The organism is Mycobacterium sp. OAE908 (assembly GCF_017872775.1).
GTDB lineage: Bacteria > Actinomycetota > Actinomycetes > Mycobacteriales > Mycobacteriaceae > Mycobacterium.
On record NZ_JAGGJL010000001.1, the window covers coordinates 245,186 to 263,119 of the forward strand.

The following is a 17,934-nucleotide window of genomic DNA, read 5'->3' on the forward strand; positions in this document are numbered from 1 at the left end:
ACCTGGCGACAGCGTGCGAAGGTGGAGCATGCAGCAACAGCCGAGAACCACCCCGCTGGTACCAGAGCACTTCGCCGTCCCCACGCACCTTCGGTGCCCGCGCTTCCGGCTCGAACCGCTCGGACCTCAGCACAACGCCGGAGATCACGCGGCGTGGATGTCGAGCATCGTTCACCTGCAGAGGACGCCGGGCTTCGAGGATCGAGGCTGGCCGCCCGACGAGGGTTACTCGGCAGAGCGGAACCTGGCCGATCTACAGGAGCACGCCGACGAGTTCGAAAGGCGCGTCGCGTTCGCCTACTCGGTGCTCGATCCCGACTCCGAGGACGTCATCGGCTGCGTGTACATCGACCCCGGCGACAGCGAAGGCAACGCGAGTGTCCGGTCATGGGTGCGTGCCGATGTGGCCGAGCTCGACGTTCCGTTGCGCAAGGCGGTCCGGGACTGGCTGGCAGAGTCCTGGCCGTTCAACGAGATCGATTACGCGGGAGGGTGAATCAACCACGCAACCTGGCCGCAGCAGCCTCGATCCGCTCGTCGGTCGCGGTCAATGCCACCCGCACATGCTGTGACCCTCGCGGGCCATAGAACTCACCGGGCGCCACCAGAATGCCGAGCTTCGCCAGCCAGGCGAGCGTGTCGCGGCAGGGCTCGCCGCGAGTAGCCCATAGATACAGCCCGGCCTCGGAGTCGTCGACCGTCAGTCCCGCCGCTTGCAGGGCGGGTAACAGCATGGCCCGCCGCTGCTGATACCGCTCGCGCTGCAGAACTTCGTGCGGATCGTCGTCGAGCGCTGCGACCATGGCGGCTTGTATCGGCGTCGGCACCATCATGCCCGCGTGCTTGCGCACCGCCAGCAGTTCGGCGATCACCGCCGGGTCACCGGCGACGAACCCTGCGCGGTAGCCGGCCAACGACGACGTCTTCGACAGCGAGTGCACGGCCAGCAACCCGGTGTGGTCGCCGTCGCAGACGTCGGGATGCAGCACCGAGTACGGCTGAGCGTCCCAGCCCAGTCCGAGGTAGCACTCGTCGGACGCGACCAGCACGCCGCGCTCGCGTGCCCACCCGACCACCTTGCGCAAGTGGTCAACGCCCAACACCTTGCCGGTGGGGTTGCCAGGCGAATTCAGGTAGACGAGAGCCGGCGACTGCGGGCCGAGTTGGGTGAGCGAGTCGGCCCGCACCACCTGAGCGCCTGCCAGCTGCGCGCCGACTTCATAAGTGGGATAGGCCAATTCGGGCACCACGACCACGTCGTCGGGGCCAAGACCCAGCAGCGTAGGAAGCCACGCGATCAGTTCCTTGGTCCCGATTGCCGGAAGCACCGCGTCATCGGCCACTCCCGTGATGCCGTATCGGCGACTCAGCGCCGCGACCGCCGACGCGCGTAACGCGGGCGTGCCCGCCGTCGTCGGATACCCGGGAGCGGAACTGGCCGCGGCGAGTGCGTCGCGAATCAGCGGCGCGACGGGATCGACCGGTGTGCCCACCGACAGATCGACGATGCCGTCTGGATGCGCGCGCGCCAGCGCGGTGACGTCAGCCAGCGTGTCCCACGGAAACTCCGGCAGTGACGAAGAGACGCGCTTACGAAGGCCAGGGCGGGCCGTTAGGAGTCCTCACCTTGCGGCGGGAGATCCTTCACCGACTGCGGGTCGTTCTCCGTCAGGCCGACCTTGGAGGCGCCGCCAGGCGATCCGAGTTCGGTGAAGAAGTCGGCGTTGATCTGGGTGTATCCGCTCCACTGATCGGGCACGTCATCTTCGTAATAGATGGCCTCGACAGGGCAGACCGGTTCGCATGCGCCGCAGTCGACGCATTCGTCCGGGTGGATGTACAGCATGCGTGCGCCCTCGTAGATGCAATCGACAGGGCATTCCTCGATACATGCCTTGTCTTTGATGTCGACGCAGGGTTCGGCAATCGTGTACGTCACTGAGGTCTCCTCGATCTCCTGTCAGTGGGGCTGCCGCTCTTTTAGCTCGGGCCCGCCGAAAAGTCGCTGCCAAGTATCCGTTGCCGGTACTTGGACATTCGCCTCAGTGTGCCCTAACTTCCGTGACTCCCGGTTAGGGGTGCCGCGTGGTTACTGATACTAGACGTTGCACATACAGCCCGCCTAGGGACACTCCCATCCAGATGGGCCTTCTCGCTGCTCGTCAGGCATGTGATGCCCGCCACATCCGCCGCGCGCCTGTGATCGTCCGCCAGGCACACCGCGTGACGGAACAGCCGTTATCCGTAACGCGTTCCTCTCGACATCAGGTACTTAGCTCAGCTAAGCCAGACGAAGGAGTCAGAGATGAAGAAGTTCACCCTCGGTCTCGTCAGTGGAGGTGCGTTCGCCGCGGTCACCCTCGGGTTGGCCGGTCCGGCGATGGCAGCGCCCGACTATGTCACACCCACGCACGACGCGGTCTACTCGACGCATTCGGACTCGCCGACCGTTCGCCCCGTCGACTGCTCGGTCCACGTCAACTCCGGCGGCACCGACGTCAACGTGAACTGGTGCTGACGTGACGAGCCCGCGGCCTATGCGCTTGGTTGCAGTGCAACTAGTTGCATAGCGCCGCGGATTCGCTCTAGGCTGCCCGCGTGGCCCTTCCCCACGCGATCCTGGTGTCGCTGTGCGAGCAGTCCGGGTCCGGTTATGAGCTGGCTCGTCGCTTCGATCGGTCCATCGGCTACTTCTGGGCCGCTACCCATCAGCAGATCTATCGGACGCTGAAACAGATGGAGCAGGACGGCTGGGTGAGCGTCAGCCCCGTCGTGCAACAGGGCAGGCCGGACAAGAAGGTCTACACGGTGTCGGACGCAGGCCGTGGCGAACTCGCGCGCTGGATCGCCGAACCCCTGTCCGGGCGCGGCAGTTCCGTTGCCGACAACCGCACCCGCGACATCGCGGTCAAGGTCCGCGGCGCCGACTACGGCGACGTCGACGCGGTGCGCGCACAGGTGGCGGCCCTGCGCGCCGAACGCGCCGAGTTGCTCGACACCTACCGCGGGTTCGAGAAGCGGCAATTCCCCCACCCGCGCGGGCTGACCGGCGCCGCGCTGCACCAATACCTGGTGCTGCGGGGCGGCATCCGTGCCGAAGAGAGCGCCATCGACTGGCTGGACGAAGTGGCAGCAGCGTTGAAGGGGGACATCCTGTGACGTATCCGAAGTTGTTGTCGCCGTTGGATCTTGGGTTCACCACACTGCGCAACCGGGTGGTGATGGGCTCGATGCACACTGGCCTCGAGGACCGCGCTCGCGACACCGACCGGCTCGCCGCGTATTTCGCCGAACGCGCCCGCGGCGGCGTCGGCCTGATCATCACCGGCGGGTACGCCCCGAATCGAACCGGTTGGCTGCTGCCGTTCGCCGCGCAGATGACCTCGCGCTCCGACGCCAGGCGGCACCGCCGCATCACGCAGCCCGTGCACGACGCAGGCGGCAAAATTCTGCTGCAGATCCTGCACGCCGGACGCTATGCGTACCACCCGTTTTCAGTGAGCGCGTCGTCCATCAAGGCGCCCATCAACCCATTCCGTCCGCGGGCGCTGCGCGATGTCGACGGCACGATCGACGACTTCGCCCGCTGTGCGGTGCTGGCCCGGGAAGCCGGCTACGACGGTGTCGAGATCATGGGCAGCGAGGGTTATCTGCTCAACCAGTTCCTGGCCCCCCGCACCAACAAGCGCACCGACGCTTGGGGTGGCACCCCGGAAAAGCGTCGACGGATGCCGGTCGAGATCGTGCGGCGTACCCGCGCAGCAGTCGGCGACGACTTCATCATCTGCTACCGGATGTCGATGGCCGACTACGTCGAAGACGGCCAGAGCTGGGACGAAATCGTCGCGCTGGCAACCGAAGTCGAGGCCGCGGGCGCGACGATCATCAACACCGGTATCGGCTGGCATGAGGCTCGGGTGCCGACCATTGTCACCTCGGTGCCCAACAGTGCGTTCGTCGACATCAGCAACGCGGTGGCAGAGCACGTGCAGATCCCGGTGGTGGCGTCCAACCGAATCAACATGCCGCAAGCGGCCGAGCAGATCCTCGCTGACGGCAACGTCGCGCTGATCTCGATGGCGCGGCCACTGCTGTCCGACCCCGACTGGGTCCGCAAGGCGCAAGCCGACGCGGCCGACGAAATCAACACCTGCATCTCCTGCAACCAGGCCTGCCTCGACCACGTGTTCGTGCACAAAACAGTGTCGTGCCTGTTGAATCCGCGGGCCGGACATGAGACGACGTTGGTGCTCGCGCCGACGCGACGCACCAAGCGCGTGGCTGTCGTGGGTGCGGGACCCGCCGGCCTGGCCACCGCGGTCACCGCCGCACAGCGCGGCCATCACGTGACACTGTTCGAGGCCGGCGATGCGATCGGCGGCCAATTCGACTTGGCGCGAAGGATTCCCGGCAAGGAAGAGTTCAGCGAGACCATCCGCTACTACACGACGATGCTGACCAAGCACGGCGTCGAGACTCGGCTTCGGACCCGCGCGACGGCGGCCGAACTCGCCGGCTTCGACGAAGTGGTACTGGCGACAGGCGTTTCGCCGCGAATGCCCGACATTCCCGGCATCGACCATCCGATGGTGCTCACCTACGCGGAGGCCATCACGGGCAAGCCGGTCGGCAAGACGGTCGCGGTGGTCGGTGCGGGCGGCGTCGGTTTCGACGTGAGCGAGTTCCTCGTCACGGACGAATCACCAACGCTGAACCTCAAGGAGTGGAAGGCGGAGTGGGGTGTGGCCGATCCGCAGGAGACGCGCGGCGCGTTGACGACTCCGCTACCCGCGCCGCCTGCTCGCGAGGTGTATCTGCTGCAGCGGACGAAAGGCCCGCAGGGTAAACGGCTCGGCAAGACGTCGGGGTGGGTGCACCGGGCTTCATTGAAGGCCAAGGGCGTACAGCAGCTGTCCGGCGTGAACTACGAACGCATCGATGACGGCGGGCTGCACATCAGCTTCGGGCCCAACCGCTCCGACCCACGGCTGCTCGCGGTCGACAACGTGGTGATCTGCGCGGGCCAGAACTCGGTGCGCGATCTCGAAGACGGTTTGCGCCGCAACGGAATTGAGCCGCACATCATCGGCGGCGCCGCGCTGGCGGCCGAGCTCGATGCCAAACGCGCGATCCGGGAAGGCACCGAGCTGGCCGCCAAGCTCTAGGCTCTCGGCATGGCCCACCTGGCGATCGATGCCCCGACGCTGTTGCACCTGGTGACCTCGGGGCTCCGTCCCGACCCGGCACACCAACTCGTCGCCCCGAACCTGATCCGATCGCACGCGCTCACGCTGATGCTGCAGAGTGTGCAGCGTGGCGAACTCACCGACGGCGAAGCCCTCGAGCAACACGAGCGCATCACTGAGCTCAAGATCCGCCTACTGGGCGATCGGTCTTCCCGTCGCACCGCATGGAACCTCGCGCGTGAACACGGCTGGAACACGATCTACGACGCGGAATACATCGCCATCGCCAAGCTCCAGGCAGACGAACTGGTCACCATTGATCCAGAGCTGAGCTCGATGGCGACCGGAATCGTGCCGGTGGCGCCGCTCAACCGGCTCTTAAAAGGCTGATTCCATCCGCTTCCATCCACCGGGAATGTATTCGGACTGCGGTCCGTTTACTTCGGGTGAAGGCGTCGGGCAGGCCGGCGCCCTTAGGTGAGAGAGATACACATGACTGCGACCTCTGAAGCGACCGGAACCACCCAGCTCCCCGCGGGCACCACCTGGGCCATCGACCCGGTTCACTCGTCGATCGGCTTTTCGGTACGCCATCTGATGGTGAGCAAGGTACGTGGCACCTTCCAGACCTTCAGTGGCGAGATCGTCGTCGCCGAGGACGGCACCCCTTCGGTGACGGCCGAGATCGCCGTCGACTCCATCAACACCAACAACGAGCAGCGCGACGCCCACGTCAAGGCGGCCGATTTCTTCGATGCCGAGAAGTACCCCACCGCGACGTTCCGGTCGACCAATGTGCGGTCCAACGGCGACAATTATGTGCTCGACGGTGAGTTCACCCTCAAGGGTGTCACCAAGCCGGTGAGCCTGGATCTCGAGTTCAACGGCGTCAACCCCGGCATGGGCCATGGCGAGGTGGCCGGCTTCGAGGCGTCAGTGGTGTTGAACCGCAAGGACTTCGGCATCGACATCGACATGCCGTTGGAGACCGGCGGCACGGTCGTCGGCGACAAGGTCACCATCACATTGGAGATCGAGGCGCTCAAGCAGGCCTGATGTTGCAGGGCCGGGGGCCGCGTCAACTGCCCCCGCCCCACACCGACTGCGCGCCAGCGTCTCCTATTCGGTAAACGCCGATGATCGACGAAACACCCACTGCCACCGCGACGACCGCAACGAGCGCCGTAGCGATAGTGCGGCGCTTATCCGATCTGCCTTCAAGCCAGTGCATTACCGCCAGCGCGATCGCGACGATCAGCAACGCGAGCGAGATGTAGATCATCCACTGCCCGCGTTCGACGTGTTCTTGCATTATCGGTGTGTGCCTGCGCTTCTGGTCGTAGAGCCATTCGCCGGCCTCGGTGGTGATTGGGGTCAGCACAAGGTTCACCACCCCGAGTGCCAGGACCAGCCATACCAGCCGCCGACGCGCTGCGGGCCAAAACGCGCACAGGATCTCGAGCAGCGCGACCAGCGGCGCGAGCACGACGATTGCGTGCACGAGCAGGGCGTGGGCCGGTAGCCCCGAAATGGTGGTCATGCATCTCCTTCGCGTCGCTCCGTCAGTTATACGTGGCGAGGCTGGCGGCTAGTTCACGAGCTTGCTCGAACAAAAGTGTCACCTTCGACACCTCTGGTCGCACCTAGCTGATGAATGCACTCGACAAGGCGAGTGCGCCATCAACAAGGAGCACCACAATGACACCTACGAACAAGATCACCGCAAGCTTGCAACTCGCTACGAGTGCGGGCCTGCTCGCGGCGACTTTTGCGTTCGGGCTGGGCGGCCTCGGCGATGCCGCCCTCGCGTACGCCGAAGGGGACGACCGCGGCACCGGATCGGACGTCCTCGACATGGAGGCTTACGAAGCCTGCATGAACAAGACGGTCAGGAACGCCGTCGAATGCTGCCTCCAGGCAGGCGGAATCCCGGGTAACCCAGCGACGGGTGACCGCGACCGTTGCTTCGCACCCGCAGGTAAGCCTGCGAGCATGGGGCCGCGACGCGTCCCGCTTCGGGTCATACCGGGCGACGCACCGGAACTCACGCCGTCGCATGACCCGTCGGTAGTTGCCGTAGCTCCTGTTGGTTAGGGCTAAGCCGCAAGCGGCGCGTACGTCGTGGATCGTTGGCGGGCCGGTCTGCCGATGCCCGCCGCGATCTCGACCAGTTCGTCGACGCTCTTGGCCGATCCGAACTCCGAGCCGGCCATCCGCGAGATGGTCTCTTCCATCAGCGTGCCGCCCAGATCGTTGGCGCCGCCGTTGAGCATCACCTGTGTGCGTTCTACACCGAGCTTGACCCAGCTGGTCTGGATGTTGGAAATCCTGCCGTGCAACATGATTCGGGCCAGTGCGTGCACCGCTCGGTTGTCGCGGTGCGTGGGCCCAGGACGCGCTCCGCCTGCCAGATACAACGGGCTGCTCTGATGCACGAACGGCAACGGCACGAACTCGGTGAAGCCACCGGTCTGGTCCTGGATGCCGCGCAACACGTTGAGGTGTCCGACCCAGTGGTGGGGCGCATCGACGTGGCCGTACATCATCGTCGAGGACGACTTCAACCCGACTTCATGGGCGGTGGTGACGACCTCGATCCACATCGACGTCGGCAGCTTGCCTTTGGTCAGCACCCAGCGCACCTCGTCATCGAGGATCTCTGCGGCGGTTCCCGGAATGCTGCCTAGGCCCGCCTCGTGCAGGCTGGTCAACCACTCCCGAATGCTCAACCCGCTCTTGGTCACGCCGTTGGCGATCTCCATCGGGGAAAACGCGTGCACATGCATTGAGGGGACCCGCGCCTTGACCGCGCGCACCAGATCGGCGTAGCCCGTCACCGGCAATTCGGGATCGATGCCGCCCTGCATGCACACCTCGGTGGCACCCGCGACGTGCGCCTCCCACGCCCGGTCGGCCACCTCGGCCGTCGACAACGAAAACGCGTCGGCGTCGCCCTTACGTTGAGCAAACGCACAAAAGCGGCAGCCGGTGTAGCAGATGTTGGTGAAGTTGATGTTGCGGTTGACCACAAACGTCACGTCATCGCCAACCACCTCGCGGCGCAGCGAATCAGCCAGCGCGGCCACGGCATCCAGTGCAGGACCATCAGCAGTGGCCAGCGCCAGATATTCGTCGTCACTGCACCCGGCGGGATCACGCTCGGCCGAACGCAGCGCGGCCAACACATCGGTATCGATGCGCTCGGGCGCGCGCGCCGCCAACTCGTGCACCTTCTCGCGGATCGATTCCCAGTCGCCGAAAGCGCTACCCAGATCGCTGCGCGTCTCAGTCAGACGACCCTCGGAATCGATGGCCGTCGCCAAATCGATGCGGCCCAAAGATTCACTGGCCTCATCGGGCTCCTGCCACGGCCGCCCGACCGGATTGACGTCGGCAGCCAGCCCGGTGTCCGGATCGGCCAACGCGTCGACGTGCCCGCGCACCCGCGGGTCGATCCACGCCGCTCCGGCCTGCACGTACTGCGGTTGCGCGGTCAGCCGCTGCACCAGGTCATAGCCGGCCTCGGCGGTGACCGCCTCGAGCTCATCCAGCGCCGGCCACGGTCGCTCCGGGTTGACGTGATCCGGCGTCAGCGGCGACACCCCGCCCCAGTCGTCGACACCGGCGCCGATCAACGCCAGGCATTCGGCGCGTGACACCAGATTCGGCGGCGCCTGGATACGCATCTTGGGGCCCATCACCAACCGGGTGACCGCCACCGTCGCGACGAAGTCCTCGAAGCCGGTGTCGGGCACCGCGGCCATCGCGGTGTGGTCCTTGGCCCGGAAGTTCTGCACGATCACTTCCTGAACGTGCCCAAACTCCTTGTGGGAGGAGCGAATCGCATGAATGGTTTCGGCGCGCTCGACAAGCGTCTCCCCGATCCCGACCAGCAGCCCGGTGGTGAACGGAATGGACAACCGACCGGCGTCGGCCAGCGTGCGCAGCCGCACCGCGGGGTCCTTGTCAGGGCTGCCGTAGTGCGCAAGCCCCTTGGTCTCGAACAGCCGGCGCGACGTGGTCTCCAGCATCATGCCCATCGACGGCGCGACCGGCTTGAGCCGCGACAGCTCCGACCACGACATCACCCCGGGATTCAGATGCGGCAGCAGCCCGGTCTCCTCCAGCACGCGAATCGCCATCGCGCGCACATAATCCAGCGTGGAGTCGTAACCGCGCTCGTCGAGCCATTGCCGCGCCTCGTCCCACCGCGCCTCCGGACGGTCGCCGAGGGTGAACAACGCCTCCTTGCAACCCAATTCGGCACCCCGACGGGCCACGTCGAGAATCTCGTCGGGCTCCATGAACATGCCCATACCCTCGGCGCGCAGCTTGCCGGGCACCGTCACGAACGTGCAGTAATGGCAGGTGTCGCGGCACAGATGCGTGACAGGGATGAACACCTTGCGCGAATAGCTCACCGGCAACCGCCCGTTGGGGCCGCGCCGGCCCGCGGCCTGAAGCCCCGCATCGCGCACCCGCGCCGCACTCGCGCACAGATCCGCCAGATCGTCCCCGCGAGCCGTCATCGCGATCGCGGCCTCGTCGACATTGAGAGCCACACCGTCCCGCGCCCGCCGCAACACCCGCCGCAGCGCGGCAGGGCTCGGCTCGTCAAACTTCGGGGGGACCACCGGGCTGGGCAGGTCGGCGCCGCGCTGGGAGTTCAGAGCCACTCCCGTGTAACCCCACGGTCGTCGCGAATCATCCGCGTGTCTCACATTCTGAAACCACTGCGCCGAACATACGGGCCACAGTAGTCGCAGCCGCACACGCTGTTGTGCGCCCCGTCCCAGACACGTTGCTCAATGCGACGCGATCCGATTAACACGAGCGTAAGTTCGAAAGCATCCAGTAGCTGCCATAGCTGGAGGGGGAATTCACGTGGATATTTCGCTTCGCTCATGCCTGACCACCGGGGTCGCGACCATCACCGCGGCGGCCGTCGCACTCGCTCCGTCCATCGAGCCGACGGCGCCACCCAGACCGGCTCCGCCACAGAGCGTGCACGTCGCTTCGCCGGCGATCACGCTGACTGCGGGGGTGCAACCGCTGGCCGCGGCTTCGGTGACAGACATCCTCGGGTTCATCGAGCACTACGTGGTCCCGCCGAGCGCAGGCCAGCCTTTCCCGACGCCCCAGTTCCCGCCGGTGGTCGCGCCGACGTCGATCGGCAGCAGCATCATTTGGGTCTACAACGCGGTCGAACCCTGGGCGCGGTATGCCGCCGATCTGGCCGCCTACGCGGTCGGCTGGGTTCCCTATGTCGGCTGGCTGGCGCCGCAGATCACGATCTTCTACAACTTCGGCGAACGGATCGCGCGCAGCATCACCTACAACATCGCGTATTGGCTAGACGGGAACATCAGCTTCGGTCAGGGCTTGGCGAATGTCGGTGTCGACACGGTCAATGCGTTCATTCAACTCGGCATCGACCAATGGAACTTCTGGCTGTGGCCACTGCCGCCGCTCCCACCGATTTTCCCGGGTACGGCAGCAACCCAGACGGCCGAACTGACGGCGACCGCGGCCGTTTCCGAGGACCCTTTGGCGGACACGCCGAAACTCAAGAAGAAGGACCTCAAAGCCGTGGACGAGGCGGTTGACTCCGAGGCGCCTACCATCGCGGCCGTGAAGACAACCGAGGCGGGACAGGCAGCAGCGGTCGAGAAACCCAAAGAGCCGAAGTCGACGACCGCGGTTGCGGTTTCGGGCGAGATCCGTGCCGTGTCGGCTGCTGACGCGACGGGTTCGACGAAGGTCTCGAAGGACGACAAGAAAGCCGACATGGGGCCGACTGCCAAGGGCGCCAAGAACGACGACAAGAAGAGCGACGACAACGGCAAGAAGAAGGCCGACAAGGAATAGCCGTCAGGCGTCGGCGCGCACCCGCCGCCACAGCACCAATGCCGGCGGCAGCGCACCCAGCACGATCAGCAACAGCGGTGCGTACTCCATGGGTCCGACGCCGCCGAACACGATGTCGTCACCTGGCCCGCCGAACGTCATACCCGCGACGGTCAGCAGCCAGCACCACAGCGGTAGCGCAGCCAGTCGCGGCGAGGACGTCCATTGCAATGCGGCCCACACCAGCGCGGCGTTGACCAGACCACTGATCAATGCGCTGATCGGAAACGGCACCGATCCGATTCGAACCGGCAGAAAGAACGCGCCGGCCACGGCTGAGAGCACACCGTCGATCGCCAGGAGTGTCAGAACGACGGGACGCGGCTGGATCAGGTCGGAATGCTGTCGAGCAGTGCGACGAGCGACCCCAGCACCCACTGGAAGTTATCTCCGCGGTCCTGCCAGTGCTGCAGGTTGGGATCCATGTCCGGGTCCATTGCCATCCCTTTCACACGCGGCCGATTGACGGGCAGCTTACCGCGAGCCCGCCACGCTATTCCAGGTTAAGGCCAGCCAGCAGGTCAGTTTCCCAACCGCGGGCATCTCGTTCGCCCGGTGTGCCCGCGGCGAGGATGTAGTGCTCGACAGACCCGATCGGCAGCGCGATGTTGTTCGACAGCGCGCAGGCTCGGCCGTCGGCGGCGACGGTCACCTGCGTGGCATGCGCACGCAGCGCTGCGACCTTCGCCGACAGTTCGTCGGCAACTTCGATCACCGCGTCGATCGCGTCGTCGGGATAGCCGAAGGGCACGTCGGAGATCGATACTCGGATCCATTCCGGCGGCAGGTCATCGATCGCGTCAAGCGCCTCGGCCATCGCCGACGTCGAGATCACGGTCCAGTACACCTTCGGCACCGTCCAAGGTTCGCCGGGGTAGTCATTGCCATCGGCCGCGGCAACGGCCGCCATCGTCACTTCGTGGGCGTGAATGTGGTCGGGGTGGCCGTAGCCGCCCTTCTCGTCGTAGGTGACGACGACGTGCGGGCGGAGTTGCCGGATCAGCGCGACGAGTTCGCCGACCGCCTCACGCTCGTCGGCGTCGATGAACCGCTGCCAATGCCGCGGCGGGGTGCCGGCCATGCCCGAATCACGCCACCGGCCAACTCCGCCGAGAAAGATCGGTCGGTCGACACCGAGCGCACGCAAGGCCGCCGACAACTCGCCGATGCGGTAGCCCCCCAACTGGTCCGCGGCATCGACAGCCAGCCGACGGTATCGGTCACCGATGACCTCACCCTCTTCGCCGAGTGTGCAGGTAACGACATGGACGTCGGCACCACGCGCGATGTAATGCGCAATTGTGCCACCGGTTGTCAGCGTTTCATCGTCGGGATGCGCGTGCACGAACAACAGACGCGGCGTTTCCTGTGACTGCATCGACTGCCACGCTACCGTCGGCCTTCCGGATGGCCACCACGAGTTTCGGTCGGGCCGTGTCCGACAGCGAGTGTCAGTGGGTAGCGGCTGTCGTGTTGAGAGGTGACCCAAGTCGGCGGCGGTGGCCGTGCTCGGTCTTGCCGGTTCGGCGGCGGCCGCGCTGACACCACACGTCTTTAACCTAACCAAAGTAGCTGCAACCGCTTACGAAAGTTGCCAGCGCCGCGTGTTGCGTAACAAAGTCTTCGACGTAACTGCGGCGGGCCAAGGAATTTGTCGTACACGTCAGTTAACTTTCAGCAAGCATCCGTGACCCTCGTAGCGCCGTTGCCAGGCTGATGCACGTGGGGCAGGTGGTTCAATTCCGGTCCTGGGGTGCCTAGCCAGAACGCGAACTCCAGGGACCCGCCACGCCCCCGATACGGGTGTTAGCCAGCAAACGCCGCCAGGGGCCTTGGCGCAGGTAATTAACTAGCACAGCAATTAAATATCAGCTAACTGAACCTCGGCCCGTCGTGGTCGCCAAGAGGGTGGGACGAGGGCTTATTAGCCGCGCTATTCGGCGTTTGCCAGACTCCGCCCTGAGCGGCAATAACCAGCTATTTTTATCCCTGCAGCGCACCGTTTGTGTTTGCAACCGGCTCGATCGTCAACCATCTGAAGCTGGAAATTTAACGGAATTTGTCGCATAGGTTCCTGTGTGCGGCTAACTACGGCTCAGGTTTTGGAGGAACTCATGCAACTCGCGCTACGCCCATACGTCACAACCGGAATAGCAATCGTCGGAGCCAGCGTCATCGCTGTCGCTCCGATCGTGCCGACACCGACCGACATACATATAGCGAACCCGGTGACGGCGGTTGATCGAGCGGTTCAACTCACCGCCAACGAGATCGAGGACGCAGTCAACCAACTGGCATACGTCGGTGCTCAGGTACTGGTTTCGCTGGCAAAGTTGCCGGCCCCTGTGGTGGCACAAATTCTGGGCGTGCAGCCAGCCGTGGCAGAAGCCCTGCTCGCCGGCGGCGCTTTAGGATTGTCCGGTCCACTGATCGGTGGCTTAGGCGCGGGCGGCGCCGCAGTCCAACAGGTTGTTGACCAACTCGGCTCAGGTGATCTCGCTGCCCTCATCAATGCGCTGATCGGTGCGCCGGCGACACTCATCGACGGAGTTGTCAACGGAGACTTCGGCCCCAACGTGGGTCCCCTGCTGGGTATCCCGGCGATCGTGACTGTTCTGGTCGGGGGGCTGATCAATCCGGGCGGCCTCGGTCTGGGTGGAATCACCCTTCCCGGCGCTATACCCACCGTGCAGACGCTGATCACAGAACTGTTGGGCGCGCTGGGAGGCGGCGGCATGCTGGCCGCGGCTGCAACGCCATTGGCTGCGCCGGTGCAGACTGAGGGACAAATCGAGGGTGCCGTCAATGCGCTGCTCTACAACCTCGTTGCGAGCCCCATCGTCACCATTGCCGGGCTGTTGGGGCAGGTGCTGGCGCCAGTACTCGGTGAGGAACAGGCGGCGTTGCTGCCCCTTGCCGCGCTGGGCCTTTTCGGTCCCTTGATCAGCGGCCCAGGAGCGATCGGTGCCGCCACCCAAGACGTCGTGGACTCGCTGGGCTCCGGCGACATCGCGGGCGTGCTCAGCTCCCTGATCGGCGCCCCGGCCACCGTCATCGACGGCTTCATCAACGGAGGGTATGGACCTGACTTGGGACCGCTCGTCAGCCCGGTGCCCTTGCCGTACCCATTCCGGGCGGGCGGACTCATCAACGAGGGAAAGCTTCCGTTGTTGAGCCTCCCCCCGTGGAAACTGCCCGGCACCTTCCCCACGCTGCAGGGGCTGGTGACCCAGATCCTCGGGTTGCTGCCAGGGGCCTCAGCTTTGACGCCTCTGAAGACCGCCGCGCCGGCACAGACGCTGAGCATCAACAGTGTCGATACGTCGGATAAAAAGCTCGTCACACTCGACGTGGCGCCAGTTCTCGGCGGAAAGCAGGCGGCACCCAATGCTGATCTGACGGCAAACGTGCCGGCTGATGTGGAACTCCCGAAGAAGGCCGAAGCGATCACGTCGACCATCGAGAACACCAAGCCGGGACCCGACCTCGGCAAGACCGTATCCGAGGTTGCCAAGCCCGACACGGCGCACACCCCGCCCGCGGGGCCGCGCAGCGACACCGACAGCCTCGATACGACCGACGGCGCGAAGTTCATTCCCGAGAAGACGGCCCACGAAGCCGGCACCAACAAGGGCAACGGCTCGAATCCGGTCGGTGCCGCGATCAGCTCTGTGGCGAAGAGCTTCGCCGGCGCAGTGAAGAGCGCGCTCGGCGGATGACCATGTGACGGCGGCGCCCAGTACGCGTCGCCCCGCAACGCCCCGCCCGGGTCGGCCCCCCTCGTAAGGGGGGCCGATTCGGGTCGGGCCCGTATAGATTCAGCTGGTGACGCGGCGCACCGTTGAGTTCGGCTGCGCGATCGTCATCATCGGCCTGCTGGCGGGTGTCGCCGGCGCGGCAACGACGCTGTTGCTGCACGGGATCGAACACCTCACCTATCACTACACATTCGGCTCCCTGCTGGCCGGCGTCGGCGGCAGCAGCCCGGTCCGGCGAGCGGTCGGTCCGATGATCGGTGCCGCGCTGGCCGGTTGGGGGTGGTGGATTCTGCGACGGCGCACCGAGATTCCCGGCCTGACCGAGACCATCAAAAGCCATCGGTCGGTGCCCCGATGGCCGTTGTCGATCGACGCCGGGTTGCAGGTACTGATCGTCGGATCCGGCGCCTCGCTTGGCCGCGAAGGCGCGCCGCGCCAACTCGCCGCGGCGCTAGGCGATTTCGGCACCACGCGGTTGGCGCTGACGCCCCGCGACCGCGAAATCCTGCTGGCATGCGCGGCGGGGGCGGGCCTTGGGGCGGTTTACAGCGTCCCACTCGGCGGCGCGTTGTTCGCCGCACGCATCGTCATGGGTACCTGGCATCCAAGGGTGCTCGGCGCCGCGCTGATCACGTCGAGCCTGGCCGTTGCGGTGGCGTCTCCCGTCACGCATCTCGAGCACGCGTTGACGTGGCCGGACACGAAACTCTCCTACCTGTTCGGTTTTCTCGCCCTGGCCATCGCACCTTTGGCGGCGGCGATCGGCCTCGCGTTCAACCGGGTGATGGCGATCGCAAAACCCAAGGTGCAGTTCAAGTCGTGGGTGCTGATCCCGTCGGTCGCCGCCGCGGGACTGCTGACCGGAATCTGCTCGATCTGGTGGCCGGAGTTACCCGGTAACGGCAGGAGCATCCTGGCCGTGAGCCTCAACAGCGGACTGACCCTCGGTGCGGCCACGATCATCCTGTTGTTGAAACCGCTACTGACGGCACTGTTCCTGCGCGCCGGCGCCGTCGGCGGATTGCTCACACCCGCCATGGCCACCGGCGCCGCGGCGGGATCACTGGCCGCGCTGGCCTTGAACCACTTGGCCGGCACCGGCATTCACGTGTCCGCCGTGTCGTTGACATGTGCCGCAGGCGTGCTGGCGATCACGCAGCGGGCGCCGCTCTTCGCGGCACTGTTCGTCTGGGAACTCGCCCGCCCGCCCTACTGGCTCCTTGCCGTGTTCGCGGTCGCTGCTTTCGCCTCGCATGGCCTGCGTGTGCTCCGCGAGCGACGGCAGGCCCAACGCGCCAACTGATTTGACCGTCGCTGCGGCGGCAAACGCGACCGTTCCGATCGTGACCGACAACGGCCGTTGCCACCTGACTCGCCCGCCCTGTCGGCATACCGAATCCGCAGCTAGCTCCCGATTCGGTGGAGGCAAATCCCGCGGGCGTCGGCTCGCCATGGATATTGACGAGATTGTCAGTTCCGTGCCGAGTGCAGCTAATTAACGACGGCAATAAGTGCATTTACTTTGTCGAGGACAACCATGCCAAGAGGCTTCGGATATCGCTGTTTGCCACTCGGTAATTCGCACCTTTAGGTCAGCTATTAGTGCGTTGACAATATTCAGCAGTTCATGATCGAAAGGCCGTTCTAGCTGCGATAACAATTGTTCCCAAAATTCCTGGCGCTGCACCTTACTTGCGAGTAAATTCCCCGGCGTCCAGATCACAACCACGTTAAAAGGGGTTTCTATGCAAGTCGCTGTTAGGTCATATCTCGCCGCCGGGATCGCGACCGTGGGAGCCAGCGCGATCGTGCTCTCGCCCGTCTCACCGGTAGTTCCCCGGGACATGCCCCTGCCGCCGGTTGAAGTGTCGATTCCCGTTGAGCTTGCCGCGGCGGTCAACCCGATCCAGGCCTACCTCGACCTCGTCAACAACACCGTCAAGAACCTGTCCAGCGTGGGGCAGACGATCCTCCAAGACCCTGCACCGATCCTGCGGCAGATCCTCACCAACCAGTTCTCGAGTGCAGGTGAGCTGCTGTCGGCGCTGCAACAAGCGGGCGGTCAGTTGCTGGACAACGTCAGCACGATCGTTCCGCAGCAGCTTCAGGAGGCGCTCGCCAACTTGGCGGCAGGCAACATCGTCGGCGTCGGACAGAACGTGGTGAACATCATCACGCAACCGGTGCTCTTTCCCGCCCTCACCCTGCTGCCCGCGATCCAGACGTTCCTCGAGCAGCCCGTCGCCAACCTGCTGGCCGTGACGCAGCAGTTCACGACGATCGCGGCGTTGGGTGGCATCGGTCTTCTGGAGCCGCTGGTGAGCACCGTAAACGCCACGGCGCAGGCCATTCAGAACATCGTCGATGCCGCCAAGGGGTTGGATCCCGTCGGCGCGGTCAGCGCGATCGTTGCGGTTCCGGCCATCGTTGCGAACGGCCTTCTCAACGGATTCGGGTTCGACGGCGGTGTCCTGAGCCCCGGGCTTGGCTTGGCTGGAGCACTGCTGCAGATCCGTGACGTCATCGCGAATGCGCTCAAGCCTGTGACCGTGACGACTTCGACGAGCCTCGCTGCGGCGAACTCCACCACCACGTCGGCGGCAACCACGGTGACCCTGTCCACTACCCCGGCCACGACCGCCCCGAAGAAGTCGGCGGAGGCGACAACACCTCCGGGGGCCGACGCCAACAACGGCGCGACGAGTTCCGGCACCGCCGACAGCACCACGGGCAAAGACGCATCGACGACGCCGGCGGACCCCGCCGGTGCGGAGGCCGACGCCACAGGCGGCAAGGCCGACGCCACAGGCGGCAAGGCCGACGCGTCCGCGCCGAAGGACACCGCGGCAAGCAGTGGCGACGCCAAAACCGAAGCCGGCAGCAGCGCGGACAAGGGTGATGCGAGCTCAAAAGACACCACGTCGAAGAGCGACACCTCGGCCACCAAGGCAGACAGCGGCGACAAGAAAACCGACGGCAAGAAGGACGCCGACGGCAAGAAGGACACCAACTCGGCCAAGGCAGGCAGCGAGTAGGCAACCAGGAAAGCGCTCGGCCCCCTCCGCTCTTGGAGGGGGCCGACA

The 17,934-nt window shown here is 65.3% G+C and carries 17 protein-coding genes; 11 read left to right on the plus strand and 6 right to left on the minus strand.

What is annotated here, in order from left to right:
* The first annotated feature begins 28 nt into the window (after positions 1-28).
* A complete protein-coding gene (locus J3E61_RS01150; RefSeq protein WP_192726716.1) occupies positions 29-496 on the plus strand; it encodes an N-acetyltransferase in 468 nt (155 codons plus the stop codon).
* Position 497: 1 nt separating this feature from the next.
* Here J3E61_RS01150 and J3E61_RS01155 read toward each other — a convergent pair whose 3' ends face one another.
* Entirely contained in the window at positions 498-1,574 is a 1,077-nt protein-coding gene (locus J3E61_RS01155; protein WP_210085379.1) for a succinyldiaminopimelate transaminase, read from the minus strand.
* Between the two features lie 38 nt (positions 1,575-1,612).
* Positions 1,613-1,939, minus strand: a complete 327-nt coding sequence (locus tag J3E61_RS01160) for a 4Fe-4S binding protein (protein ID WP_192726717.1) — start codon at positions 1,937-1,939, stop codon at positions 1,613-1,615.
* A 366-nt stretch (positions 1,940-2,305) separates the two neighbouring features.
* Between J3E61_RS01160 and J3E61_RS01165 the strand changes: the two genes are divergently transcribed.
* The 5 genes from J3E61_RS01165 to J3E61_RS01185 all read left to right on the plus strand — a co-directional run bounded on the left by J3E61_RS01165 (position 2,306) and on the right by J3E61_RS01185 (position 6,242).
* A complete protein-coding gene (locus J3E61_RS01165) occupies positions 2,306-2,518 on the plus strand; it encodes a hypothetical protein (RefSeq protein ID WP_210082305.1) in 213 nt (70 codons plus the stop codon).
* 80 nt (positions 2,519-2,598) lie between these two features.
* On the plus strand, positions 2,599-3,159 hold the full coding sequence (locus tag J3E61_RS01170) for a helix-turn-helix transcriptional regulator (RefSeq protein WP_192726719.1): 561 nt from the start codon (positions 2,599-2,601) through the stop codon (positions 3,157-3,159).
* Positions 3,156-5,165, plus strand: a complete 2,010-nt coding sequence (locus tag J3E61_RS01175; RefSeq protein ID WP_210082306.1) for an NADPH-dependent 2,4-dienoyl-CoA reductase — start codon at positions 3,156-3,158, stop codon at positions 5,163-5,165. The genes J3E61_RS01170 and J3E61_RS01175 overlap by 4 nt, the downstream gene beginning before the upstream one ends.
* A gap of 9 nt (positions 5,166-5,174) precedes the next feature.
* On the plus strand, positions 5,175-5,576 hold the full coding sequence (locus tag J3E61_RS01180) for a type II toxin-antitoxin system VapC family toxin (protein WP_210082307.1): 402 nt from the start codon (positions 5,175-5,177) through the stop codon (positions 5,574-5,576).
* 102 nt (positions 5,577-5,678) lie between these two features.
* Positions 5,679-6,242 (plus strand): YceI family protein, encoded by a 564-nt coding sequence (locus J3E61_RS01185; RefSeq protein ID WP_210082308.1) that lies wholly within the window; start codon positions 5,679-5,681, stop codon positions 6,240-6,242.
* Between the two features lie 22 nt (positions 6,243-6,264).
* On the opposite strand, the gene J3E61_RS01190 is transcribed toward J3E61_RS01185, so the two are convergent.
* Entirely contained in the window at positions 6,265-6,726 is a 462-nt protein-coding gene (locus tag J3E61_RS01190) for a hypothetical protein (protein ID WP_210082309.1), read from the minus strand.
* Between the two features lie 158 nt (positions 6,727-6,884).
* Here J3E61_RS01190 and J3E61_RS01195 point away from each other — a divergent pair, with 158 nt between their 5' ends.
* Positions 6,885-7,280, plus strand: coding sequence for a hypothetical protein (locus J3E61_RS01195; RefSeq protein ID WP_210082310.1), 396 nt, complete (start codon positions 6,885-6,887; stop codon positions 7,278-7,280).
* Positions 7,281-7,282: 2 nt separating this feature from the next.
* Here J3E61_RS01195 and J3E61_RS01200 read toward each other — a convergent pair whose 3' ends face one another.
* The gene (locus J3E61_RS01200; protein ID WP_210082311.1) at positions 7,283-9,862 is read right to left on the minus strand and encodes a bifunctional FO biosynthesis protein CofGH; all 2,580 of its coding nucleotides are present in this window, start codon (positions 9,860-9,862) and stop codon (positions 7,283-7,285) included.
* A 208-nt stretch (positions 9,863-10,070) separates the two neighbouring features.
* On the opposite strand from J3E61_RS01200, the gene J3E61_RS01205 reads away from it, so the two are divergent.
* Positions 10,071-11,054: a hypothetical protein gene (locus J3E61_RS01205; protein WP_210082312.1), complete on the plus strand. Its 984-nt coding sequence runs from the start codon at positions 10,071-10,073 to the stop codon at positions 11,052-11,054.
* 3 nt (positions 11,055-11,057) lie between these two features.
* Here J3E61_RS01205 and J3E61_RS01210 read toward each other — a convergent pair whose 3' ends face one another.
* Positions 11,058-11,423, minus strand: coding sequence for a hypothetical protein (locus tag J3E61_RS01210; protein WP_210085380.1), 366 nt, complete (start codon positions 11,421-11,423; stop codon positions 11,058-11,060).
* A gap of 163 nt (positions 11,424-11,586) precedes the next feature.
* Entirely contained in the window at positions 11,587-12,471 is an 885-nt protein-coding gene (gene mshB / locus J3E61_RS01215; RefSeq protein ID WP_210082313.1) for an N-acetyl-1-D-myo-inositol-2-amino-2-deoxy-alpha-D-glucopyranoside deacetylase, read from the minus strand.
* A 736-nt stretch (positions 12,472-13,207) separates the two neighbouring features.
* Here mshB and J3E61_RS01220 point away from each other — a divergent pair.
* The 3 genes from J3E61_RS01220 (at position 13,208) to J3E61_RS01230 (ending at position 17,886) form a co-directional block, all read left to right on the plus strand.
* Positions 13,208-14,812 (plus strand): hypothetical protein, encoded by a 1,605-nt coding sequence (locus tag J3E61_RS01220; protein WP_210082314.1) that lies wholly within the window; start codon positions 13,208-13,210, stop codon positions 14,810-14,812.
* A 106-nt stretch (positions 14,813-14,918) separates the two neighbouring features.
* Positions 14,919-16,154, plus strand: coding sequence for a chloride channel protein (locus J3E61_RS01225; protein ID WP_210082315.1), 1,236 nt, complete (start codon positions 14,919-14,921; stop codon positions 16,152-16,154).
* Positions 16,155-16,596: 442 nt separating this feature from the next.
* Positions 16,597-17,886, plus strand: coding sequence for a hypothetical protein (locus tag J3E61_RS01230; RefSeq protein ID WP_210082316.1), 1,290 nt, complete (start codon positions 16,597-16,599; stop codon positions 17,884-17,886).
* The last annotated feature ends 48 nt before the right edge of the window (positions 17,887-17,934 follow it).